This is a genomic window from Amycolatopsis pithecellobii (genome assembly GCF_009707865.1).
GTDB classification, from domain to species: domain Bacteria; phylum Actinomycetota; class Actinomycetes; order Mycobacteriales; family Pseudonocardiaceae; genus Amycolatopsis_E; species Amycolatopsis_E pithecellobii.
This window is the reverse complement of the sequence record NZ_WMBA01000035.1, coordinates 1-22,235: the sequence shown is the minus strand read 5'-3', so window position 1 is coordinate 22,235 and position 22,235 is coordinate 1. Positions and strand designations below refer to the sequence as shown.

Annotated in this window: 21 protein-coding genes and 1 pseudogene; 20 read left to right on the top strand and 2 right to left on the bottom strand. The window is 65.9% G+C overall.

The features are described 5' to 3' along the window. The first annotated feature begins 23 nt into the window (after positions 1 to 23). From GKO32_RS21325 to GKO32_RS40565, 11 genes are read left to right on the top strand one after another with little or no spacing between them, the layout of a single operon-like run. Complete coding sequence (locus GKO32_RS21325; protein WP_154758659.1) at positions 24 to 1,382, top strand: MFS transporter; 1,359 nt, start codon at positions 24 to 26, stop codon at positions 1,380 to 1,382. A 27-nt stretch (positions 1,383 to 1,409) separates the two neighbouring features. Further along, positions 1,410 to 2,411 (top strand): aldo/keto reductase, encoded by a 1,002-nt coding sequence (locus GKO32_RS21320; protein WP_154758658.1) that lies wholly within the window; start codon positions 1,410 to 1,412, stop codon positions 2,409 to 2,411. Further along, a complete protein-coding gene (locus GKO32_RS21315; protein WP_154758657.1) occupies positions 2,408 to 3,268 on the top strand; it encodes an amidohydrolase family protein in 861 nt (286 codons plus the stop codon). Before GKO32_RS21320 ends, GKO32_RS21315 begins: the two co-directional genes overlap by 4 nt. Further along, entirely contained in the window at positions 3,265 to 3,969 is a 705-nt protein-coding gene (locus tag GKO32_RS21310) for a creatininase family protein (protein ID WP_154758656.1), read from the top strand. The genes GKO32_RS21315 and GKO32_RS21310 overlap by 4 nt, the downstream gene beginning before the upstream one ends. After that, positions 3,966 to 5,543 (top strand): bifunctional 3-(3-hydroxy-phenyl)propionate/3-hydroxycinnamic acid hydroxylase MhpA, encoded by a 1,578-nt coding sequence (gene mhpA, locus GKO32_RS21305; protein ID WP_154758655.1) that lies wholly within the window; start codon positions 3,966 to 3,968, stop codon positions 5,541 to 5,543. Before GKO32_RS21310 ends, mhpA begins: the two co-directional genes overlap by 4 nt. Next, a complete protein-coding gene (locus tag GKO32_RS21300; RefSeq protein WP_154758654.1) occupies positions 5,540 to 6,415 on the top strand; it encodes a beta-keto acid cleavage family enzyme in 876 nt (291 codons plus the stop codon). The genes mhpA and GKO32_RS21300 overlap by 4 nt, the downstream gene beginning before the upstream one ends. A gap of 31 nt (positions 6,416 to 6,446) precedes the next feature. Then, a complete protein-coding gene (gene purU, locus GKO32_RS21295) occupies positions 6,447 to 7,355 on the top strand; it encodes a formyltetrahydrofolate deformylase (RefSeq protein WP_154758653.1) in 909 nt (302 codons plus the stop codon). Continuing rightward, positions 7,355 to 8,197, top strand: a complete 843-nt coding sequence (locus GKO32_RS21290; protein WP_154758652.1) for a methylenetetrahydrofolate reductase — start codon at positions 7,355 to 7,357, stop codon at positions 8,195 to 8,197. Before purU ends, GKO32_RS21290 begins: the two co-directional genes overlap by 1 nt. Then, positions 8,194 to 9,168, top strand: coding sequence for an amidohydrolase family protein (locus tag GKO32_RS21285; protein ID WP_154758651.1), 975 nt, complete (start codon positions 8,194 to 8,196; stop codon positions 9,166 to 9,168). Before GKO32_RS21290 ends, GKO32_RS21285 begins: the two co-directional genes overlap by 4 nt. Positions 9,169 to 9,196: 28 nt before the next feature. Then, positions 9,197 to 10,624 (top strand): aminomethyltransferase family protein, encoded by a 1,428-nt coding sequence (locus GKO32_RS21280; protein ID WP_154758650.1) that lies wholly within the window; start codon positions 9,197 to 9,199, stop codon positions 10,622 to 10,624. Continuing rightward, complete coding sequence (locus GKO32_RS40565) at positions 10,621 to 11,025, top strand: tetrahydrofolate dehydrogenase/cyclohydrolase catalytic domain-containing protein (RefSeq protein ID WP_208024483.1); 405 nt, start codon at positions 10,621 to 10,623, stop codon at positions 11,023 to 11,025. The genes GKO32_RS21280 and GKO32_RS40565 overlap by 4 nt, the downstream gene beginning before the upstream one ends. A gap of 268 nt (positions 11,026 to 11,293) precedes the next feature. On the opposite strand, the gene GKO32_RS21270 is transcribed toward GKO32_RS40565, so the two are convergent. Continuing rightward, positions 11,294 to 12,145: a LysR family transcriptional regulator gene (locus GKO32_RS21270; RefSeq protein WP_154758649.1), complete on the bottom strand. Its 852-nt coding sequence runs from the start codon at positions 12,143 to 12,145 to the stop codon at positions 11,294 to 11,296. Positions 12,146 to 12,214: 69 nt separating this feature from the next. Here GKO32_RS21270 and GKO32_RS21265 point away from each other — a divergent pair, with 69 nt between their 5' ends. The 7 genes and pseudogenes from GKO32_RS21265 to GKO32_RS21240 all read left to right on the top strand — a co-directional run bounded on the left by GKO32_RS21265 (position 12,215) and on the right by GKO32_RS21240 (position 19,686). Beyond that, positions 12,215 to 12,532 (top strand): hypothetical protein, encoded by a 318-nt coding sequence (locus GKO32_RS21265; RefSeq protein ID WP_154758648.1) that lies wholly within the window; start codon positions 12,215 to 12,217, stop codon positions 12,530 to 12,532. Further along, positions 12,529 to 13,281 carry an SDR family NAD(P)-dependent oxidoreductase gene (locus tag GKO32_RS21260; protein WP_154758647.1) on the top strand — a complete coding sequence of 251 codons (753 nt, stop codon included), beginning with the start codon at positions 12,529 to 12,531 and terminating at the stop codon, positions 13,279 to 13,281. Before GKO32_RS21265 ends, GKO32_RS21260 begins: the two co-directional genes overlap by 4 nt. Continuing rightward, the gene (locus tag GKO32_RS21255) at positions 13,278 to 14,345 is read left to right on the top strand and encodes an amidohydrolase family protein (RefSeq protein ID WP_154758646.1); all 1,068 of its coding nucleotides are present in this window, start codon (positions 13,278 to 13,280) and stop codon (positions 14,343 to 14,345) included. The genes GKO32_RS21260 and GKO32_RS21255 overlap by 4 nt, the downstream gene beginning before the upstream one ends. Before the next feature lie 1,608 nt (positions 14,346 to 15,953). After that, on the top strand, positions 15,954 to 17,120 hold the full coding sequence (locus GKO32_RS21250) for an epoxide hydrolase family protein (RefSeq protein ID WP_154758645.1): 1,167 nt from the start codon (positions 15,954 to 15,956) through the stop codon (positions 17,118 to 17,120). Between the two features lie 709 nt (positions 17,121 to 17,829). After that, positions 17,830 to 18,246 carry a transposase gene (locus GKO32_RS21245; protein WP_154758644.1) on the top strand — a complete coding sequence of 139 codons (417 nt, stop codon included), beginning with the start codon at positions 17,830 to 17,832 and terminating at the stop codon, positions 18,244 to 18,246. Between the two features lie 179 nt (positions 18,247 to 18,425). After that, positions 18,426 to 18,599: pseudogene (locus tag GKO32_RS39885) on the top strand (IS110 family transposase); the annotation flags it as partial. Between the two features lie 70 nt (positions 18,600 to 18,669). Further along, positions 18,670 to 19,686 (top strand): IS110 family transposase, encoded by a 1,017-nt coding sequence (locus tag GKO32_RS21240; RefSeq protein ID WP_312868280.1) that lies wholly within the window; start codon positions 18,670 to 18,672, stop codon positions 19,684 to 19,686. 122 nt (positions 19,687 to 19,808) lie between these two features. Here the strand turns inward: GKO32_RS21240 and GKO32_RS38085 are convergent, their stop codons facing one another. Beyond that, on the bottom strand, positions 19,809 to 20,312 hold the full coding sequence (locus tag GKO32_RS38085) for a DUF3291 domain-containing protein (protein ID WP_166459671.1): 504 nt from the start codon (positions 20,310 to 20,312) through the stop codon (positions 19,809 to 19,811). Between the two features lie 489 nt (positions 20,313 to 20,801). Here GKO32_RS38085 and GKO32_RS39880 point away from each other — a divergent pair, with 489 nt between their 5' ends. Together GKO32_RS39880 and GKO32_RS21230 are read left to right on the top strand one after the other, a co-directional pair. Next, entirely contained in the window at positions 20,802 to 20,930 is a 129-nt protein-coding gene (locus GKO32_RS39880; RefSeq protein ID WP_281353905.1) for a hypothetical protein, read from the top strand. Between the two features lie 372 nt (positions 20,931 to 21,302). Next, positions 21,303 to 21,950 carry a TetR/AcrR family transcriptional regulator gene (locus GKO32_RS21230; RefSeq protein ID WP_154758642.1) on the top strand — a complete coding sequence of 216 codons (648 nt, stop codon included), beginning with the start codon at positions 21,303 to 21,305 and terminating at the stop codon, positions 21,948 to 21,950. Positions 21,951 to 22,235: the final 285 nt, after the last annotated feature.

Here is a 22,235-nt window from a genome sequence, read left to right as displayed (position 1 = left end):
TTCACCGATTGGAAGGAGCCGTGATGACCGTAGCAATGACGCGCGGTGCACGCTCGGCTAGCTCGCTGATCATAGTCCTTTGTGGACTCCTCATTTTTTTCGACGGGTACGACCTCGTGGTCTACGGAAACGTCGTGCCGTCTCTGCTCGCCGAGCCCGGGTGGGGACTGTCCTCCGTGGACATCGGCCGTATCGCATCGCTTACCACGACCGGAATGGGCGTCGGCGCACTGGTCTCGGGACCGCTGGCCGACCGGGTCGGCCGACGGGCGATCATCCTTGTCAGCATGGTGCTGTTCTCGGTGTCGATGGTGGCCTGCGCCCTGGTCCCGGGGGCCGGTCAGTTCGAGATCGCCCGCGCCCTCGGCGGCGTCGGCCTCGGCGCGCTGTTTCCGTCGGCGATCGCCCTGATCGTCGAGTTCGCGAGGCCCGGCAAGCAAGCCCTAACCTACTCGTTGGCCTTCTTCGGTTATCTGATCGGCGGAATCGTCGCCGCCGGTCTTGGCATTCTGCTCATCCGGTCGGCCGGCTGGCGGGTCATGTTCGGGATCGGGGCGCTGCCCCTGCTCCTGCTGCCCGTGATGCTGCGTTACCTGCCCGAGTCACCGACCTGGCTGAACGCTCGGGGGCGGATCGCGGACGCACGCGCCATCGCCGACAGGTTCGGGATTGTCCTCGGCCTGCGTGACGAGCCTGCGAAGTCGGCTTCGGGCACGGCCGGCTCGTGGCGCGGCGCCTTCGCACGGCACTACCTGGTGTCCACGTTCGTGCTGTGGCTCGTCGAAATCTGCGGCTACTTCCTGGTCTTCGGCATCGTGACCTGGTTGCCCGCGATGATGAAGGCGGTCGGGTATTCGCTGGGAGCAGCGTTGACCTTCTCGCTCGTGCTCAACCTCGGCGCCGGCATCGGTGCGCTGGCCGGCGCTCGCCATGCCGACCGTCGCGGTCCGAAGACCTCGGTCACGGTTCTGTTCGCGGTGGGGACGGTCGGGCTGGTCCTGGTGCCGCTGCGGCCTCCGGGCTGGGCGGCGTTCCTGCTGATCGCCTTGGCCGGGGTCGGCACGCTCGGCGCCCAGATGCTGCTGAACACCCTCGCGGCCTCGCTGTATCCGGTCACGTCGCGCGGCAGCGGCCTCGGTTGGGCGCTGGCCATCGGTCGCGTCGGCGCGATCGTCGGTCCGCTCGTGTTCGGCGCATTGCTGGCCAGGCACGGCGGGGCGGTCACCTCGTTCTACATCCTCGGGGCCGTGTCCGCGGCGGCCGCTGTGCTGGCGACGGCGCTGCCTCTTACACCTGCCGCCCGCGCTGCGGTGGCCGCGTTGCGGCATCCACGTCCGGCAGAGACGGCAGATCAGGCCGCGGCACCCGCGTCTGGCCAATGACCGTGCCGACTGAAACAGGAGCCGTCCATGGAGTACGTGAAGATCGGTGGTTCCGGCCTCCGGGTTTCCCGGATCTGCCTCGGAATGTTGAGCTACGGCAGGAACGTCGGCCAGTCCTGGACCGTCGATCGCTGGCCATGGACCCTTGACGAGCGGGAAGCGGAACCGATCGTCCGGTCCGCGGTGGACGGCGGGATCACCTTCTTCGACACCGCCGATGTCTACAACGGTGGCCAGAGCGAAATCGTGACCGGACGGCTCCTGCGGAAGTTCTTCGCCATGCGGGAGGAGTACGTCCTCGCCACGAAGGTGCGGATGCCGAGCATGCCCGGCGAAAACGGGTGGGGTCTCTCACGCAAGCACATCATGGCGGCGATCGACGCGTCACTGACGCGCCTGGGCACCGACTACGTCGATCTCTATCAGATTCACCGGTGGGATCCCGACACCCCGATCGAGGAAACGATGGAGGCACTGCACGACGTGGTGCGGGCCGGTAAGGCGCGCTACCTCGGGGCAAGCAACCTGTTCGCCTGGCAGTTTGCGAAAGCGCAGTCGGTGGCGCGAACCCGGATGATCTCGATGCAGAACCATTACAACCTCATCTACCGGGAGGAGGAACGGGAAATGATCCCCCAATGCCTCGACATGGGGGTCGGCGTGCTTCCGTTCAGCCCGCTTGCCCGCGGCCTGCTCGCCGGGGCCCGCGACAGCTCCGCCCGTGCCCGTTCCGACACCGTCGCCGACGAGTTCTACCGGCTCGAACTCGACCGGCCGGTGATCGACCGGCTCAACGCGGCGGCAGACCAGCGGGCCGTACCGCCGGCGCAGGTGGCGCTTGCCTGGCTGCTGCACCGGCCTGGCGTCACCGCGCCGATCGTCGGCGCCACGAAACCCGGGCACCTGCACGATTCGCTGGCCGCCGAGCAACTCGACCTGAGCGCTGAGGAAATCGCCCTCCTCGAGGAGGCGTACCAGGCGCATCCGGTCGTCGGCCACACCGTCGCTCCTGCCCCGGTTCGCGCATGACCACGCCGACCGACATCGTCGACGCCCAACTTCACCTCACCCTCGAGATGGACGAGCACCGCCTGCTGGCCTCGATGGACCGGCTCGGGATTCGCGGCGCGGTCCTCGACGAGTTCTGGTACCGCACCGACACGGCGCAATTCATGCCGTGCGTGCCGCTGCCGGGCGGCGCATTCCGGCCGTTGAGTCCGTACGTGCAAGCGGCCGTGGTGCGCAACCCCGACCGGTTCCGTTTCCTGCAGCGCGTCGAAATGGCCGACCCGCGCCGACAATCCGTCGCCGCGCTGCTTGCGGACCACCCGGGCTGCCGCGCAGTCCGGGTGATGCTGTTCACCGCTGAGGACCGGCGGCAGTTCACCAAAGGGGACTACGACGGAGTTCTCGCTGTAGCACAGGGACGATCGATGCCGTTGTGTCTGTTCGGAGCGGACCCACAGGTGCTGCGGTCGACGAAGGAGCGCTTTCCTGGGCTTCGCATCGTCCTCGATCACTGCGGTGGGGCCCGCGGGCCTGAGGACTGGGAGTCAGTCCTCGGCGCCGCCACGTTTCCCGGTGTCTACCTGAAATGGTGCCATCCGCATCGCGTGTTCGGCCACGATGGTGCACGCATGCAGCGCGAATTCCTGCGTGCGGTCGAAGCCTTCGGCGCGGAACGCGTGATGTGGGCGAGCGACATCACGATGGAGGATTCCGGCGTCGACTGGGCCGAACTGCTCGGCTTCGTCCACGACAACCCGGCGCTGTCCGACGACAACAAGCAATGGGTTCTCGGGCGCAGCGCCCGCACCGTTTTCGCCTGGACCGACGGTTCGATGGAATCGCTTTCGTCCCCCCGACTCACGGAGGTCGAACAATGAAATTCTGGGATTACAACTGGATGAAGTTGGAGACCTATCTGGAAACGGACGACCGTGTGCTTGTTCCGCTCGGCTCGACCGAACAACACGGTTACCTCTCGGTCGGCGTCGACGCGATCCTGTGCGAGGCGGCGGCGTTGGAGGCGGCAGAGCCCGCGGGGGTGCCGGTGCTGCCCACGGTGCCCTTCGGCCCCACCCCCACATTCACGGCGTTCCCCGGCGCGATCGACCTCCGCGAGTCGACGTTCCTCGCCCTGGTACGCGACATTCTCGACAGCCTGCGTAACCAAGGGTTCCGTCGGATCCTGCTCGTCAACGGGCACGGCGGCAACGCACCGGCCGAGGCCGAGGCCCAAGCCTGGGCGGCGGAACACCCGGACTGCGACGTCCAGTTCCACGGGTGGCTCATTGCCTCGGAGATCTGGGAGTTGGCCAAGGGAATCGACGAGGTCAGTCACGCCTCGTGGGTGGAGAACTTCCCGCTCGTACGGCTGCCCGGCGTGTCGATTCCCGCGGGGCGGAAACCGTTGGTCGATGCGGGCGCCCTCCGTGAGGCCGATCCGGCAGGCGTCCGTGCGCTCCTCGAGGACGGCCCCGGCGGTGGTCCGTATCAGCGTCCGGAGGAGGACACCGAGCGGGTGTGGTCGGCGGCCGTCGACCTGCTGCGCCGACGGCTGGACTCGGGGTGGAGCCGGTCATGAGCGACGGCATCGAGGATGTGATCCTGGTCGGGCTCGGTCCGGTCGGTTTGACGATGGCCGCGGTGCTCGGTCAGCGCGGGCACAGAGTCACCGCGATCGAACGGCACCCCCAGTTCTACGGGCTGCCCCGCGCGGGTCACGTCGATCACGAGATCGTGCGCATTCTCCAATCACTCGACGCCGAAGGACCGTTGCTGGCCGACTCGTACCCGACCGTCGAGTACCGGTGGGTGAACGCGACGGGCGAGACGTTGCTCGAGTTCGACTGGGGTTCGGCGGGCCTCTCCGGCTATCACTCGCACTACATGCAGTACCAGCCCGTGCTGGAGGCCGCCCTCGCGGATCGTGTACGGGCCGATCCCGCCCTGGCCCTGCTGCAGGGGTGGGAGGCCGTCGGGCTCGTCGAGCACGAGGACCACGTCGCGGTGACCGCCCGTCGCGACGGCGACGACGAAGTGCGAGTGCTGCGCGGACGGTATCTCGTGGGTGCGGACGGTGCGGGGAGTTTCGTCCGCAAGGCGCTGGGCATCGAACGCGAGGACCTCGGGTTCAACGAGCGGTGGCTCGACGTCGACGCTCGCAAAAAGCGCGAACTGCGATTCGACTTCGACTGCGGCCAGATCTGCGATCCGCGCCGCCCGGTGACGATCCTGCCGCTCGGCAAACGCCACCGCCGCTGGGAATGGGCGCTGCTGCCGGGTGAGGTGACCGGCGAGTTCGAGAAGCCGGACATGGCGTGGCGGCTGCTGGGTGAACTCGGTGTGGGACCGGACGACATCGAGATCGTCCGCCAGATCGTCTACACCTTCGAGGCCCGCACGGCGCGTGCCTTCCGCCGCGGCCGCGCCTTTCTCATCGGCGACGCCGCCCACACCATGCCGCCGTTCATGGGGCAGGGCATGTGCTCCGGGATGCGCGACGCGAAGAACCTTGGCTGGAAGCTCGACCTCGTGTTGCGGGGCCTCGCTCCCGACGGGTTGCTGGACACCTTCGAAACCGAGCTGCGTCCCTACGTGCGCGACTGGACGACGATCTCCCTGGAATCCGGGAAAGTCCCGTGCACGACGGATCCTGACGAGGCACGCGAGCGCGACGCCCGGTTCCGCGCAGGCTGGCTACCGCCGATGCCGGACTTCCCGCAGATTCGGCACGGCCTCATCCACCGCGACCCGGGAGGCGCTCCCATCGCGCCCGCCGGCGAGCTGTCGCTGCAGGCGCGCGTCGAGCGGGACGGCCGCACGGAGTTGTTCGACCGGGCCTTCGACGCGGCCGGGCGGTGGCAGGTCGTCAGCACGGCCGGCGACCCCCGCGCTGAGCTGGACGCTGCGCAGCTGGCGTTGTTGGAGCGGCTCGGCACCGTGTTCGCCCACATCGGGTCCGATGTGGGCGCCGACGCCCGCGATGTCGACGGCACCTACCGGACCTACGCCAAGGAACGCGCTGTCGAGGTGACGATCGCGCGCCCGGACTTCTACATCTTCGGTGCCGCGACCACGCAGGCCGGACTGCCGCGGCTGGTGGACGACCTCGCGGCGCAACTACGCATGACCACCGTCACGGGAGGCCTCGGATGAACCCACCAGTGATCATCACCTGCGCGCTGACCGGCGGAATCCACGGGAAGGAGGCCAACCCCAACCTGCCCGAGCAGCCGGACGAGATCGTTCGCCACGGCGTCGCGGCGGCTGCTGCCGGCGCGGCGATCCTGCACATCCACGTGCGCAATCCCGACGGGACGAACACGATGGACGTCGAGATCTTCCGCGAGGTGCACGACCGCCTGCGCGCGGAGACCGACGCGGTGCTGCAGCTGACGACGGGAGGAAGTCCGCTGCTTCCCGTCGCCGAACGGATCCAGCCCGTCAAGCTCGGCCCGGAGATGTGCTCACTCAACATGGGCCTGCTCAACTTCTTCATCCGCGGCGAGCAGGTGTTCTTCCCCAACCACCGGTCCGACATCACCTGGTTCGCCACCGAGATGGCCGAACGCGGCATCCGGCCCGAGCTGGAGGTCTACAACAGCGCGATGCTCGAGGAGGTCGCTCATCTCATCGAGCAAGGCATCCTGACCCCGCCCTACGTCGTGAACCTCGTGCTCAACACGCCGACGCAGGGTGGCATGCGCGGCACTCCCGCCAACCTGCAGGACATGGTGTCCCGCTGCCACGATCTGCCTGCCGATCCACGCGACATCCGGATCAACGTGTCGTCCATGGGCCGCACGCAACTGCCGATCACCACCATTGCGATGGCGATGGGTTGCAACGTGCGCGTCGGGATGGAGGACAACGTGTTCTGGGCGCGCGGCGAACTCCTGCGTGACAACGCGCAGCTGGTCGAGCGGGCAGCGGCTTTCGCGGGTCTCCTGCAGCGCGAGATCGCCACCCCGGACCAGGCCCGGGAAATTCTGGGAATTCCGGACAGGAAAACGGAGAAAACGACATGAGGTCCACAATGGAACCTGGCCGGAGGGCGACATGACCGGCGCGGTGCTCTCCGCCCTCAGGGCGCAGGAGTCGAGCAGCGGTGTCACGGACACCGCGCGCCTGCTCGTGTCATGCGCCGACCGGCCCGGCATCGTCGCCGGGGTTTCGCGGTTCCTCGTCGAGCGCGGCGCGAACATCGTCCAGTCGGATCAGTACTCCACCAACCCGGAAAGCGGATCGTTCTTTCTCCGCGTGGTCTTCCACCTTCCGGGCGTGTCGGCGCGGCTGGACGAGCTGAGCGAGCAGTTCGCCGTCGAAGTGGCGCAACGGTTCGGGTCGGACTTCGAGTTCCACGACGCCGCAAGGCCCAAACGGGTCGCGATCATGGTCTCGCGTTACGACCACTGCCTGCTCGACCTGCTGTGGCGCACGTCGCGCGGCGAGCTGCCGATGGAAATCGGCGCCGTAGTCAGCAACTGGGGCGATCTGCGCGACGAGGTGACCCGATTCGGCGTGCCGTACCACGAGATTCCGGTGACACGCGCGACGAAGGCGACATCGGAATCGGCTCAGCTCGACGTGCTCGGCGGCGGCCGGTACGACCTCGTCATCCTGGCCCGCTACATGCAGATTCTCTCCGACGATTTCCTCCGGCGCGTGGGCTGCCCGGTGATCAACATCCACCATTCGTTTCTCCCGGCCTTCGCCGGCGCGGGTCCGTACGAGCGAGCGAAGGAACGCGGCGTGAAACTGATCGGCGCGACTGCGCACTACGCAACGGCCGACCTCGACGAGGGGCCGATCATCGAACAGGACGTCACCCGCGTCAGCCATCGGGCGACGACGCGCGATCTGGTGCGCGCGGGCGCGGATGTCGAACGCAGCGTCCTTCAGCGCGCGGTGCGCTGGCACTGCGAGGATCGGGTTCTCCTGCACGGCAACACGACGGTGGTGTTCTGATGGACGCCAGGTTCGCGCCGCGCGCGTCTCGGTTCGAGATCCTCCCGTTCGGCGGCGCCACCGCTGCGGCGCTCGAACTCGCGGAACCGGTCACGATCACGGTCACCTGCTCGCCACGCCACGGCATCGACCGGACCGTCGAGATCGCTGCCCGGCTGGCCGCGCACGGACACGACGCCGTGGTGCACCTCGCGGCGCGGCAGGTGCTCGGGCCCGGACATCTCGATGAGCTGGCCGAGCAGATGGGCGAAGCCGGTATCCGGGACGTCTTCGTGATCGGCGGCGACGTCACCGAGCCTGCGGGCCCCTACGACTCTGCGCTGCCGGTTCTCGAAATGCTGAACGACCACCGCCGTCGGCCCGCGCGTCTCGGAATCGGGGCGTATCCGGAGGGCCACCCCCTGATCAGTCCTCCCACACTGCGCCACGCCCTGGCCGAGAAGGCGAAGCTGGCGGACTACGCCGTCACGCAAATCTGTTTCGACCCGAACCATCTCCTGGCCTGGATTTCCGAGCTGCGGACATCGGGGATCTCCGTACCCTTGTTCGCCGGCGTCCCGGGCGCGGTCGACCGCAAACGCCTGCTCGAGATCTCGATGCGGGTCGGGGTCGGCCCCTCGATCTCCTTCCTGCGCAAACAAAAGGGGCTACGAAGACTGTTGAGCAGTCCGCTGCAGGCAGCTCATCGGCTGCACCGGGCCATCGCGCCGTGGCTCGGCGATCCGGCCCTCGGTCTCGCCGGCCTGCATTGGTACACGTTCAACCGGCTCGCCCAGACGATCCGGCTGGAGAAAAGCGAACTCGGTGCCGTGTTCGACGACGAAGCATCGGAGGGGCAATGAACAGCAACCCCGTCATCGACTTCCATTCGCACATCCTCGTGGCGGACGTGGTCGAGGAGACAGCCGCGCACAACGTCTACACCGGCTTCGGAGCGCGCACCGTGCAACCGCCGGCCGGCTCCCGCTTCGACGAGGTCTTCAAGCGCATGCTCGACCCCGCGCTCCACTTGCCCGACATGGACAAGGCAGGCGTGGACGCCGAGGTTCTACTGTCCACCACGGTGATCCAGGGGTCGAGCTGGGCGCCACCGGAGCGGGACCTCGCCTTGAACGCCTGTGTCAACGACGAGATCGCCGGCTGGGTGGACCGCGACCCGGAGCGTTTCGTCGGCAGTTGCACCGTGCCGTTGCAGGACCTCGCACTGGCGATCCCGGAACTCGAGCGATGTGTCCGCGGCCTCGGTGCACGAGTCGTGCAGGTGCCCTCCCACGTCGGGGGACGCTACCTCGGACATGCCTCGCTGCGCCCGTTCTGGGAAGCCGTGCGGGACCTGGGGATCGTCGCCCTGCTGCACCCGGAAGGCATCGCGGATCCCTGGTTCCAGGACTACGCCTTGTGGAACTCGGTCGGACAACCGATCGAAGAGGCGAAGGCCCTTTCGTCCATGATCTACGACGGCCTGCTCGAAGCCATGCCGGAACTGGTGATCGTCATCGCCCACGGCGGCGGCTTCCTGCCGCACTACTTCGGGCGTCTCGACCGCAACGTGCACAACATGCCGCACAGCGCGCGCAATCTCAGCAAGAACCCCGGCGAGTACCTGGCACAGCTCTACTTCGACACCTGTGTCTACGATCCGGCGGTATTGGCAGCGCTCGTTTCCCGGTTCGGCGCCGACCACCTCGTCATGGGCGCCGACTACCCGGTTGGGGAGAACGATCCGGTCGGTTTCGTCCGCCACGCGAACCTGCCCACCGAACAGGAGAACCTGGTTCTGGGTCGCACTGCGGCCCGCCTTCTCGGCCGGTAACCCGTCTCGACTCGTGCGAAGAGGAATCATGAAAAGCCTGCAGGACCTGATCGACGCCCACGAGAACCTGGTCGACCACTTCTATCACGACACCGTCTCGCAGTTTCACCAGTCGCGGACGGATCTCTTCGCCGCCAAGAACCTGATTCAGCCGGAATACACCAACTGGCGCGACGAGCAACAGGCCATTCGCGAGACCTGTCTGCTGCTGAACCAGTCCCATCACATGCCGGTCCTGTATATCGCCGGCCCCGATGCGAAACGGATGCTCCAGTACCTCTCGCCGTGCACATTCTCGAATCTGGCCACGGACCGCGCCAAGCAGTACTTCGCCTGCACGCCACGAGGGCACCACATCGGCGACTGCGTGCTGTACTACTACGGCGAGGAAGCCGGGTTCGAGCTCGTCAGCGGGATGCCGTTGTTGAACTGGGTGCGTTTCCACGGCGAGTCGGGGGATTTCGATGTCGAGATGACGTTCGACCCGACCACACCGTTCAACCCGACAGGCGGACGGACGAAGTTCCGGTTCCAGCTCGAAGGACCGACCGCGCAGGCGGTTCTCGACCAGATCACCGACGGCGGCTGGCCGGAGCTGAAGTTCTTCCGCACCGCGCGGGTGCGCATGGCCGACCGGGACGTAACGGTGCTCCGGCACGGCATGGGCAGCGTCGGCGGCGCCGAGATTTCCGGCGACTACGCGGATCTGGAGGTCGTCCGGCAGGCGATCCTGGAGGCCGGTGCGCAGCACGGCCTTCGCGAAGGCGGCACGAAGACCTACTTCAGCAGTGGGATCGTGAGCGGGTGGGTCCCGTACCCGCTCCCCGGGATCTACACCGGCGAAGAGCTCCGGCCGTACCGGGAATGGCTTCCGGCCGACAGCTGGGAGGCCCGCATGCAGCTCGGCGGAAGCCTGCGCAGCGACAACATCGAGGACTACTACTGGACCCCGTCCGCCCTGGGCTACGACAGGTTCGTCAAGTTCGACCACGACTTCATCGGTCGAAAGGTACTCGAGGCCGCCCGGTCCGTGCCGCGCCGGGTGCGGCGAATCCTCAAGCGGCACAAGGACGACATCGTCAAGGTCCACGCATCGCAGTTCGACGACGGTCCGGTGTACAAGAGCATCGAGCTGCCGACTCCGATCTTCGGGTGGCCGCAGGCCGACGAGGTCCGGTCGCCGAACGGCGAACTGATCGGGATGTCGCAGTACTGCGCTTACACCATCAACGACCGGGACCTCATGTCAGTGAGTTCCCTCGATGAGGACCACGCCGAGATCGGGTCGCAGGTGCTCGTCACCTGGGGTGAACCGGATGGGGGTTCACGCAAGCCGCATGTGGAACACCATGTGCAGACCACGATCCGCGCGACCGTCTGCGCCGCACCGTACGGGAAATTCGCGCAGGAGCTGAAACGCTCGACCCTCACCGCGCAGGCCGAGCCACCGCAATGAACACGATCCGGATCGATGGCAAGGCACTGGCCGTGCGTGTTCGCGAGCGCGTCCGGGAGGACGTGGCGCGGCGGGTCGCCGCGGGCGCACCGCAACCGGGGCTCGCGACGATCCTGGTCGGCGACGACCCCGCCAGCGGTGTATATGTGGCCAGTAAGCGCCGAGCCGTGCGCGAAGCCGGCATGGTCGACCAACACAGGTCCCTGCCGTGCGGGAGTACGCACGATCGCGGCGGTCATCGACGAGCTCGCGGCGGACCGAAGCGTCTCCGGGATCCTTCTCCAGCTGCCGCTGCCCGACGGGCTCGACAGCGCCGTGTTCAAGCGTGCCGACGCGAAGGTTGCGGAGCTCGACGGCCAACTCGGCAACGGTCTTGCGGCGGCCGTCATCAATCACCTTGAGAATATGCTCGATCGCATCACCACGAATGCCACGAACGCCGACTCCTGACCGCCACCCCCTCCGGCTTGTCGCGTCACAACGACACGATGGGTGAGAACGGACATCGCGCAGCGGCGCTTCGATCGCTCGACCAAGGGACGGGCTGGGGTGCCGCTTGCGGCGCCAAGGGCGACTACCGGTGATCAAACGGAGGATCGCGTAGCTCACCGGATACCGGTGCCGAGTCCGGCGTCACGAACGCAACGCCGGCCACTTGCCTGCCTTCCCTCAAGTGCGGTCGACCGTTGTGGCAGCGCGAAGCGCGGCGCGGACGAACGCGGTTGTGGTCGGCCGGTCGTCACCGTCTGCGCGGGCAACGACGATCAGGCTTGGCTCGGTATCCTCCACCGGGATACAGGCCAATCCTGACGGCGTCGGGGAGATCAGGGAACGGGGAAGGACCGCGACGACCCGCCCGATGGCGACAAGGGGGATCAGTTCCGCAACGTTTGTGACGGCAGGTCCGGTGGCGCCGGGATTCTTGATGCCCTTCCAGTGGGGAAACGGATCTGTCTCCAGCTCGGCGAGTCGGATGGAACGACGGTTGGCAAGCCGGTGCGATGCCGGTAGCACAGCGACCCGATCCTCGGTATGGAGGGTCTGGCAGTCGAGCCCGGTCAGGTCATCGAACGGCGCGTAGAGCAGCGCCACATCGGCACGTCCATCGCGGATAAAGTCGGCCCGCTCCGTACCGCTGTCGAAGATGATCTCAACCTGGCAAGCGTCGGGGTCTGACGCGTAGCAGGCGAGGATGCTGGAGAGCAGATTCGCATCACCGCCCGGTTTGAGGACGAGCCTGAGATTCTCGCGAGTGCCCGCGCGCTGGGCGCTCTGCACCGCGATGTCGACCGCCTGCAGCGCGAGCCGGCCGTGCTCGAGCAGTGCAGCACCTGCGGGGGTGAGCTCGACCTTACGGCTGGTGCGGGAGAACACCTGTGTGCCAAGGCGTGCCTCAATGTGTCGGATCGTTTTCGACACCGCCGGCTGGGCGACCGACAATCGCTGCGCCGCTCGACCGAAGTGCAGCTCTTCCGCGACGGCGACGAAGTAGCGCAGCTCGCGAAGCTCAATCAGATCCATTCCTTCAAGTTATCGTGCGAGGCCGGGTTTGTATTGGACGGGCTGAACCCAGGGCGATTAGATGGGCGCATGTTGAACCACACGATGATTGTTGCGTTCGCGGACGCCATCCCCGCCGACGAACTCGACCAGTTCCTCACCGATATCGGTGAATCGGTGCAGGACAGTGGCGTTGTCGAGTCCTACTCCGCGCGCCGACACCATGCAGTGGAGGGCGAGGACGAGATCCCCGCCATGATCGCGACCGCGATCGTCCAATTCACCGTTGCCGATGAAGCGGCGTTACGAACCCTTTTCGCCGCACCTGGGGCCGGCGAAGTGATCCAGAAGTGGCAGGCGCGGCACCCCTATCGGGTTGCGTGGGCGAACCACAAGCCGCTGTCATGACCGGCTTGAGCGGCAGGAGTGGGCTCGTGACGGGCGCCGGTAGTGGGATCGGCCAAGCCACCGCGCGACAGCTGGCGCGTCGTGGCGTTTCGGTCGCGGTGCTTGATCTGGACGAGGAATCGGCTCAGAAGACTGCGGTGAGCATCCGGGAAGAGGGCGGAACCGCCCTCGCACTGCGTGTTGATGTCGCCGACGAAGATTCGGTGCGCGACGCGATCGCGAGCACGGTCGGAGCGTTCGGGGGTCTGCATCTTGCGGTCAACAATGCGGGCGTCCAGGCGCACAACCAGGACTTGACGCAGATCGACGTCACGACCTGGGAACGCGTCCTGCGGATCAATCTGACAGGTGTGTTCGTGGCGATGAAACATGAGATCCCCGAGATGGTGCGCGCCGGCGGCGGGGCCATCGTCAACATGGCCTCCAACGGCGGCCTTTACTCCATCCCGCACGCCCCGGCCTACGTGGCGAGCAAGCACGGGGTCGTCGGGCTGACCAAGACCGCGGCCGTCGATTACGCGGCCGACGGCATCAGGGTCAACGCGGTGGCTCCGTCCCTTACTCACACGCCAGGGCTCAGTCGTGTCGCCGGCGATACCGACATGCTCGCGCGGCAGGAGTCGATTACCCCTTTGGGTCGTCTCGCGGCACCTGAGGAAATCGCCGCAGCCGCCGTGTGGCTGTGTTCGGAAGAGTCGTCGTACGTGACAGGAGTCGCCCTTTCGGTCGATGGGGGGAGGCGCGCATGACCACGGCGAACACTGGTGTTCAGGACGGAGGAAACCACGCGCCGGGTGATCGTGTCATCGCCGTCGAAGAGCACATCGCCACCGAGGGGTTCCTCGCCGCCGCACACACTTTCGAAGTCGTCCCCGGTGACCGTGACGAGATCGACTTGATGCGGGTCGTCGAAACGACAGAACCGATGCGATCAGCGCTCACGGATCTCGAGGCGCGCCTGGCCACCATGGACGCCATCGGTCAGGACATGGCGCTGCTCAGTCTCAACGCCCCAGGCGTTCAGCCCTACCCTGCGAGGGACGCCGTGCCATTGGCTCGCACCGTCAACGACTCCCTCGCCGAAATCGTTCGCCGGCACCCCACCCGCTTCGGTGCGCTCGGCACCGTGGCACCACAAGATCCCACCGCGGCAGCCGCAGAGGTCGAACGGATCATGAGTCAGCTCCGGCTGAGCGGACTGATGATCAACTCACATACCGCTGGACACTACCTCGACGAGCCCCAGTTCGCGCCACTCCTCGACGCCGCCGAATCGGCTCACGCGCCCCTCTACCTGCATCCCCGATTTCCCAGCATGTTGCGTCAGTACGAGCGCTACGGGCTCCAAGGCCCCATCTGGGGATACCAGGCCGAGGCCGGCCTCCATGCCATGCGACTCATCCTCAGCGGCGTCCTCGATCGCAACCCCGACCTCACGATCGTCCTGGGCCACCTGGGAGAAGGAATCCCCTACTGGCTGAAACGCATAAACAACCGACACGCGTTCATGGCGCGCACAGCCGGTACCGCAGGCAGCATCCGTCCCCTGGAGCTCACACCCAGCGAGTACTTCCGAAGAAACTTCGTCATCACGACCAGCGGGATGACCGACCCACGAGTACTCGAGTTGGCTTTCGACGCGATCGGTGAGGACAGAATCATGTTCGCCATCGACGCCCCGTACGAGGACCCCGAAGAAACGATCAACTTCCTCCGCGACACACCCCTGAGTGCCGCCCAACGCAGCAACCTCAGTCATGCCACCGCCGAGCGAGTGTTCGGACTCCGCGAGAGCGTCAGATCCACCGCGTAAGGCCGTGGCCAATCTGTTGACGTTTGGCGTCGAATATGGCGAGGGTTCGGGTGTGATTGCGGTGGCTTCAGGGTTGAACGTCCGGCGCCGCCAATCGGAGCAGGGATGTGGTGGATGCTCTGCCCAACCGCGAAAGCATCGCTAGGCCGGAGTGTGTCTCGCGACGCTGGTGATCTTCTTGTCTGCCTATTGTGATCAAGATCAACAAGAGGTTACTGACCAGCTTGCTCGCCGCGGAGTCCGCGCAGGCTTTGCCACGCCGGAGAAAGAAATTCGTAACAGGGTCAGTTGTTGTGATCTTGGTCAGGTAGTCGGCGGGGGAGTCGAGGATCTCGTCGGCGGTCTTGGTTCAGGTGAAGGGTTGGGGTTCTGATTCCAGTCTTCGATCCAGACGGTGATGTCTTTCTCCAACGCTTTCGCGGTGTGTGCCTACTGCGTTCTTGAGCTGCGGGGTGGTGTACGTGCCGTAGCTGCACACATGAAGTGCACGTCAACGTCAGGGGCACCGCTTTGTCAATCGTGACCGGCGTTCGAGTGTGCCCGGCACCATCGGGAACATCGGCTGAGACCGGTCCAGGGGCCGGAATCTGAGCCTTCTTGTCCACACACAGCACCACCGCCTTGTCGGTCGGATCGTGATACAACCTTGTCCACGAACTGCGGGTCGGTGGACAGTGTGAACGAGTCCTGCACGGGTGATCCGAGGTCGAAGTCATCGAGCGCCAAATCCGCTTTGCGTCAGCCCGACCGTGGCTGATCATCCGAACCGGCCACCCGATCGACAGCGAACCGGGAGCGCCACTTGAACGCTGTCATCGTCTGCTCATGCGGCAAGGAAGCTCCGTCATGGCGATGCAGGAGATGATCATCGTGGCGACGTACGAATCGCCCTTTAGCCGACGTTTTACGGTTATCACAACCCTGTTGGCCCGTGCGTTGGCGGGCAGGCTGCTGGTCGCGCCGTAGCGGTCGCCCTTCAGGAAGCTGATTCTCACGGACCTCTCTTACCCACATCTGTCCACCGTGTGCCTTCACGCGTCTGTTCTCGGGTGTTCAACCGTTTGTGTGTTGACCAGCTCGAGTAGCCGGTAGCTGCCTTGGCGCGGTTCGCCATCTGATTCGCCCACCTTTGCGGCCCAGTTGGGCCTCTGCGCTCGCCTCCCCTCAGCGGCCCTTCAAACTCGGAATGGGCGGCACTCACCCTGAGAACACTCCTCGCCGCCAGTGACCAATGCCACGGAAACTGTACATCTGTACCTGATACCGTTGTATCAGGTACAGATGTACAGGATGCTGGCCGACGGGATGACACGTCGGAAGCGGAGAGTAAAGGAACGACGTTGCTTCGCATCCTTCTGGACCACTTCGACCTGGGTGGCCTGGTTCTCCGTGTCGACTATCCGGCGGCCACGCTAGCCACCTCAGTTGAATCCAGGAACGGTCCAGGCCGGCACTTCCGGTGCAGCGGCCACCTCCGGCTCGAAGGTGGGCTGAACGGTCGAAGCCCGCCCTCAACTCATTCGCCATACCCTCCGCCGACCGCTGGTCGGCCACAGAGATCTACTAGCCGAACCGTCCAAAAAAAGCTCGTCCTTCGAGGAGTGCGTGATGCCCAGCCCCGTTAACTCGTATCCCATTGCCATTCCCGAGGCGGATCTGCAGGATTTGCGGCGCCGTCTGGATAACACGCGTTGGCCTGCTCAGGAAACCACACCGGACCACAGTCAGGGCCCGAGGTTGGCCACGCTTCAGCACCTTGTGGAGCATTGGCAGACTCGCTATGACTGGCGGCGGGTGGAGAAACTCCTCAATTCCCACAACCACTCCAAGGCCGAAATCGACGGCCTGGACATCGCCTTCCTACATATCCGCTCACCGCACGGGGACGCTGTCCCTCTGCTCATGACGCATGGCTGGCCGGGCTCGATCCTGGAATTTCGGCACGTCATCGACCCGCTCACCAACCCCGAGGCCCACGGCGGGGACGCGCGGGACGCGTTTCATCTGGTTATTCCGAGTATGCCGGGCTTCGGGTTTTCCGAGGCACCCACTGAGTCCGGTTGGGACTTCACGCGGATCGCCCGGGCCTGGATCACGCTCATGGATCGGCTGGGCTATCGCGAGTGGTATGCGCAGGGTGGTGATCTCGGCGCGGCCGTCACGGAGGAGATCGCCAACCTGCAACCCGCGGGCTTGCAGGGTATTCACCTGAACTTTGCGCCGTTCCAGCCCACCCCGGAGGAACGGGCTGCCGCCACGGCCGAAGAGACGGCCTTGCTGGCGCAGGCCGACGCGTTCTGGCGAGCCGGGTCTGCCTATGCCCAGCAGCAGATGTCCAAACCGCAGACCATCGGCTACTCACTCGCGGACTCCCCGGTAGGGCTCGCCGCATGGATCTACACCCTGTTCGAAGCCACCACGGGCACTCCCGGTGACGCCGAAGCATCACTGCCGCTCGACGAGATCATCGACAACATCATGCTGTACTGGCTGCCCAATGCAGGAGTCACCTCCGCCCGCCTCTATTGGGAAATAGCCCGCGGACAGTGGACGTCCCCGGCACGCCTTGATGATCCGATCACGGTGCCCGCTGCATTCAGCATCTCGCCATACGAGCCCGTCCGCCCGGCGCGCCGCTGGGTTGAAAACCGCTATCCCAACCTGCTCCATTTCACCGAAGTGGAAAAGGGCGGTCACTTCGCTGCCTGGGAACAACCCACTATCTTTACACAAGAAGTGCGCACTGCTATCCGCCGCATACGCGAACATCACTAAACATGCACGGTCAGGGAGTTGCCTCTTTCGCTTCCTGAGAAAGAGCGGCGAGTTGAGCGCTGGTCCGCCAAGGAAGACCTGGTCAACTGGGCATCCGGCCACTTGGCCAGGTCATCGGCACACTACGGACGTCGCTGCACATCCCGGCCGCCGAAGCAGACTGGCGTCAGTTTCGGGCCGACATCGAAGCAGGTGGAGGAGGGCACAGCGATTCGCTATATCGGCTCAAAACGAATGCTCGGACCGGCTCGGCGGATCCTTTGCCCTGTTGGCTCGTCAGCATCACCTCCCGCACGATGACCATCACAACTACCTGGCCACCCCGGGATTCGTTGAAGACATCGTGTGCTGTTGCGGGGCGCCACAGTCATCGACGTGGGTCTCCACCGGACTGCGACCGGCTTGGCCCGCGATGTCCGGACCGCGGAAATCGACGGGATCGCGACGTGTGGCGCCGGTGCCAGAAGGCGTCGGCCGCATGACGATCGTCATGCTCATGGTCAAACCCTCCGGGCCGCACAACTGTCGTCGTGATCGGTTGTCCTGCAATCACTACGTCCGCCTCGGCCGCGGTGATCACTGTTCCGGCTTCGCTGGCGATGAGACTGATCTCCGCTCGCTCCTCGACGGTGTACCACGCGACACCCGGGACCGCTGCCGGGGTTGAGCTGGGCGTGCATGACCAGCCACGCGTCTTCGAACGCCGAAAATGGTGGAGTGCTACATCCGTCTTTCCGATCCCGGTTACGTCGCGGTCCAAACCATTCCCGGAATGGGGTCGACGCTGGCGGCGGTGTTGGTCGCCGAGATCGGGGACGAACGCCGTTTCACCGGCCCGGACAAGCTTGCGTGCTGGTGCGGGCTGACCCCGAAACCCCACGAGTCCGACACCCACGTGCGCCGCGGAGCGATCACCAAGCAGGGCTCACGACTGGTGCGCTGGACGGCGGTGGAATCGGTGCAAATCTTGCCGAGGACCACCACCATCGGCGCGTTCCGAGACCGGATCGGGGCGAAGCGGGGCCGCAACATCGGAGTGGTGCCCGCCGCCCGCAAGCAGGTCGGCGAGGGTCGTGCAGGTCCCCCGATGGGGCTTGTGGTAGGAACTAGGCGGAAGCCGGGGTGAGGGCCTGTGTTGGTCGCCCTTCGAGGGCTCTCATGACACTGCCGCCCCCGGTTTCCCCGGAACCGCGAAGCGATGACAAGGGGACGCGCCATTGAGCGCCGGTTAGTGACCACTCTGCTGTCGGTTCCCTCGCCTCCGCCTGGCTTCTGCCCTGAATCACACGCAGGAAGGCGACACGGTTGTCGCAGCAAGATGGGCCACTGTTCTTCGTCTGGATCGACTGGGCCGCCACCACACACGCCGTGTGCGTGCTCGATCAAACCGGCCGGAAAGTCGCCGCGTTCACCATCGAGCACACCGCCGCTGGATTCCAGCGGCTGGCCGCCCGGCTGGGCAAGGTCGCCCGGCCCGGGCAGATTCCGGCGGCGATCGAGCGCCCGGACGGGCCGGCTCGTCGACGCGCTGCTGGAGGCCGGGTATCCGGTGCTGCCGGTCAAGCCGAACGCGATCAAGGCCTGGCGCGAGGCCGAAGTGCTCTCCGGCGCGAAGTCCGACCCCGGCGACGCGCACGTGATCGCCGACTACCTGCGAGTGCGCTTTCATCGGCGGCGTCCCGCCGCGCCGTTGTCCAGTCATACCAAGGCGTTGCGCGCTGTCGTGCGTACCCGTAGTGATCTTGTCGAGGCTCGTATAGCGGCGACCAACCAGCTCGCCGCTTTGCTGGACGCGCACTGGCCTGGCGCCAAGGCCATCTTCGCCAACATCGAGTCCGCGATCGCCTTGGCGTTCCTGACCCGCTATCCCACTGCCGCCTCGGCGGCCTCGTTGACCGAGAAGCGGGTGGAAACCCGCCGCCGTCGTGCTGGCCCGGCTGCGCTCGGCCCGGTCGGCACGCTCGATCCCGTTGTGTCTAAAGGAATCCAGGACGCCGTGCTCGCCCAGGCCGGCATGCTTACCGCGCTCAACACCGCGATCAAGGCCCTGGACCGCTCCATTGCCGAGAAGATGAACACCCATCCCGACGGCGAGGTCTTCCGGTCCTTTCCCCGTGCGGGCACCATCAACGCCGCCCAGATTCTGGCCGAGTGGGGCGACGCCCGCGAGGCGTTCAACCACCCCGACGCGATCGCCGAGCTACAACGCGGCGTGTCGTTTCGCTGGGCCTGCAACAAGCGCCTGCGCCTGGCCATCACCACATTCGCCGCCAACAGCCGCTTCTCCAGCGCCTGGACGGATGGCGCTGCTGGCAAAACGGCACACCCTACGATCCCGCTCTGCACCGCAGCGCCCGTCAGCGCATCAAAACGCAGGTCGCGGCCTGATTTCGATCTACAGGTTGACACAGGGGGTGTCATGACCCCACCCGGCGCGGTCGCCCCGTCTGAGGGATCCCGCCGACCCCAGCACAGCGCGCCCCGTTATGCCGCGCCCAGCCCGCGGCGAAGGGATGACCGGCAGCCGCTTACCGCCTGCCCCAGGCCGGGACACCGGCCCCGTTGAGCGCAACGCCCCCACGCCCGCGCAAGTCCACGAGCACACCTGACCACACCCTTCCTCGCTCAGTTCGAACGCAGCTGGCCCTGCCGCTACTCGGTCACCGATGGGATGATCCTGCTGCCCAGTCATGCTCGACCCCATCGCGAGCCAAAGGTGAAGTGCTGTGCGGACTCTCCGTCCCGGGCGAGCGCCTCAAGTCTGGCTACGCCGTCCGACCAGCTGGGCACCACGTCGTCCTCGATGTTCCAGAGAACGTGACCCGGCCAGGGCCCCTTGAGGAACCAGTCGTACCTGAGCTTCAGGCTCTCGCGGTGCAGGCCGTTGTAGACGAACAAACGTGCGCTCTCGACGTCTCGCCACAGGCTCAATGTTGCGATGTGGGCATGCGGGTCGTGACCTGCGAAGTCCGGAAGACCCAGGGGTAGGAGGTAAATACCCCATCGCCCGAAATCTTCGCCGGGTTCATGTGCCGTATACCCGTCACCGTCTCCACCGGCTCGACCAAGGAATCCCGGGGCATCGTCGCTGGCGCTGAAGATTTTCGGACCCCGCGTGGAGAAGTCGTCCATCGCGGCGGGATCCGCCGCGGGGTCAAGCACGCCGAACGTGTAGAGGGCAATGTTGCTCACGGGACTACTTCCTATTCTGTGAATGGGTATTTCGGTCCGAACGAACGATGCGCTGCCTGGCCGCGCAGCCCGACTGCCGGGCAGAGCAACTTGGGGAGATGTCGGCGTCGACGTTGCGGATGCGGCCATGCTGCCCCGGGGCACGCACCACCAGCGGAGACCGGCTGGCAGGGTGGAAGGAGCCTCGATCGCTCCCCTTCGATTCAGCAGAGGATAAGGGTTGCAGGAAGGCCGCGGGCGCTTTGCGAAAGTCCGACTGGTCGCAGCACCGGGGTGTGATGATCGGCTTTGGGGAGCACGACGTGCGGCGCCGGGACGTCCACGCCGTGTCGAGGCCGATGAAGCCGTTGGCTGTGTTCGAGCCCGATGCGGTGGTCGTGGTCGCCGTGCACCATCAGGAAAGGCGGCGTAGGGATCAACCTGGGGTGAGGGCCAGGCGATTTCGGTGCGCTGTGGCCTGCTGCGAGATACGTGGCCGAGGCGCAGACGATGGCGGAGCCCGACTGGGTCCATGAACTCGACGATGTCCTGGGGCACGTCGCGACCAGCGGGCAACCAGTCGGTGAGGTGGCGGTTGCTCCGTTCGCAGCGGTGCGCTGGCGGGGAATGATGGGGTGAGTTCGCGGCGGCCGAGCAATTCATCGGCAAGCGCGACGTGTACCTGGAAACGGGCCAGGGCTTTGACGCCGTGGACAAATCGCGTGAGTCGCACTGCCGTGGCCTCGCGGAGCAGAGCGAAACCCTTGCCGTATCTGCGGCTTCCGCGATCGGTGGCACGTTCGGTTGCGGCCAGCCGAACGCCCCGCGATCGCACGGTATCCAAGTTGAGGGCGGGTGAGGCGGTGGCCAGCCGGTCTGGTGCGGGTGTCGTCGGGCAGCATATGTGAATGTATATCACACATTCACATATTGCCGTCGAGGGAAGAACGGGGGCAAGGCTGTGGTTGTTCTCATCCGCTACCGTGTGATTCGGCGGTAGCCTCGGGGATCATGACGGCCGAAGACACGACACTCGGCGGACGGGCTCCGCAGCAGGCGCGTAGCCGCGAGACGCGCGCCAAGCTCCTCGCCGTAACCGAGGACTTACTCATCGAGGTTGGCGCGGACGCGATCACGATGGGCGCGGTCGCCGCCCGTGCCGAGGTTGCCGTCGGCACTGTTTACCGCCGCTTCGAGAGCAGAGAGCTGCTCCTGCGCGCGGTGAAGGACCGCATGCTCACCCGGCTCGGAGACCGACTCATCGCTCGACTTCGGGACCCGCTGGCCGACCTGGAGTCGGTGATCAACGCCTACACCCAGGCGGTCGTCGATTGGATGGCCGAGAGTGGACGCCTTCTGCCTGAGGTCTTCGGGGTTGGCCTGCATCCCGTCCCGCAGGAGCGCGCCGAGGGCCTGGCTGCCCTGCGGCGGCAGCTCATTGAGGCAGCTACCCCACATAGGGGGGCGGTCCGGCTTCGAGACGCCGACGCCGAGCTTGCCTTCATCGGTCGCACTATCACCGCCTCGGCAATGCACCGAGCGCTCAGTGTCGAGGCGGCTCCGGACGGGATGACCTGGGAGCAGTGGCGTATCCGGACGGCGCTGATGGCGGTGGCCTACCTGACCACTGACCGATCGCTGGCCTTGGACACGCTGTGAGGCACCGTGATGGCCGTACCGATGTGAGCGAACGCAGGCGGCGAATGATCGAAAGCGCGCATCCGGCCGAGACGGCGTTGACTTCGATGGACAGCCGGACGGCAATCTACTTCGGGTGCCGTGCCGCCGTGGCGCCTAGATGACTGATTCCGTGAAGATCATGTGAAGTGGCCCGGGGTCTGGGCATGGGTGGAGGGTGTCCATGATCATTTTGTGACGAACGATCTGAACACCCTCCTGACGGCACTGTACGTGCTCGTCGACGACCATGTGGTGATGCCCCGG

Bases quoted from the DNA above. Each gene is read 5' to 3' on its own strand.
- GKO32_RS21325 (WP_154758659.1), top strand. From the start codon at position 24: ATGACCGTAGCAATGACGCGCGGTGCACGCTCGGCTAGCTCGCTGATC.
- GKO32_RS21320 (WP_154758658.1), top strand. From the start codon at position 1,410: ATGGAGTACGTGAAGATCGGTGGTTCCGGCCTCCGGGTTTCCCGGATC.
- GKO32_RS21315 (WP_154758657.1), top strand. From the start codon at position 2,408: ATGACCACGCCGACCGACATCGTCGACGCCCAACTTCACCTCACCCTC.
- GKO32_RS21310 (WP_154758656.1), top strand. From the start codon at position 3,265: ATGAAATTCTGGGATTACAACTGGATGAAGTTGGAGACCTATCTGGAA.
- mhpA (WP_154758655.1), top strand. From the start codon at position 3,966: ATGAGCGACGGCATCGAGGATGTGATCCTGGTCGGGCTCGGTCCGGTC.
- GKO32_RS21300 (WP_154758654.1), top strand. From the start codon at position 5,540: ATGAACCCACCAGTGATCATCACCTGCGCGCTGACCGGCGGAATCCAC.
- purU (WP_154758653.1), top strand. From the start codon at position 6,447: ATGACCGGCGCGGTGCTCTCCGCCCTCAGGGCGCAGGAGTCGAGCAGC.
- GKO32_RS21290 (WP_154758652.1), top strand. From the start codon at position 7,355: ATGGACGCCAGGTTCGCGCCGCGCGCGTCTCGGTTCGAGATCCTCCCG.
- GKO32_RS21285 (WP_154758651.1), top strand. From the start codon at position 8,194: ATGAACAGCAACCCCGTCATCGACTTCCATTCGCACATCCTCGTGGCG.
- GKO32_RS21280 (WP_154758650.1), top strand. From the start codon at position 9,197: ATGAAAAGCCTGCAGGACCTGATCGACGCCCACGAGAACCTGGTCGAC.
- GKO32_RS40565 (WP_208024483.1), top strand. From the start codon at position 10,621: ATGAACACGATCCGGATCGATGGCAAGGCACTGGCCGTGCGTGTTCGC.
- GKO32_RS21270 (WP_154758649.1), bottom strand. From the start codon at position 12,145: ATGGATCTGATTGAGCTTCGCGAGCTGCGCTACTTCGTCGCCGTCGCG.
- GKO32_RS21265 (WP_154758648.1), top strand. From the start codon at position 12,215: ATGTTGAACCACACGATGATTGTTGCGTTCGCGGACGCCATCCCCGCC.
- GKO32_RS21260 (WP_154758647.1), top strand. From the start codon at position 12,529: ATGACCGGCTTGAGCGGCAGGAGTGGGCTCGTGACGGGCGCCGGTAGT.
- GKO32_RS21255 (WP_154758646.1), top strand. From the start codon at position 13,278: ATGACCACGGCGAACACTGGTGTTCAGGACGGAGGAAACCACGCGCCG.
- GKO32_RS21250 (WP_154758645.1), top strand. From the start codon at position 15,954: ATGCCCAGCCCCGTTAACTCGTATCCCATTGCCATTCCCGAGGCGGAT.
- GKO32_RS21245 (WP_154758644.1), top strand. From the start codon at position 17,830: ATGGTGGAGTGCTACATCCGTCTTTCCGATCCCGGTTACGTCGCGGTC.
- GKO32_RS39880 (WP_281353905.1), top strand. From the start codon at position 20,802: ATGGCGGAGCCCGACTGGGTCCATGAACTCGACGATGTCCTGGGGCAC.
- GKO32_RS21230 (WP_154758642.1), top strand. From the start codon at position 21,303: ATGACGGCCGAAGACACGACACTCGGCGGACGGGCTCCGCAGCAGGCG.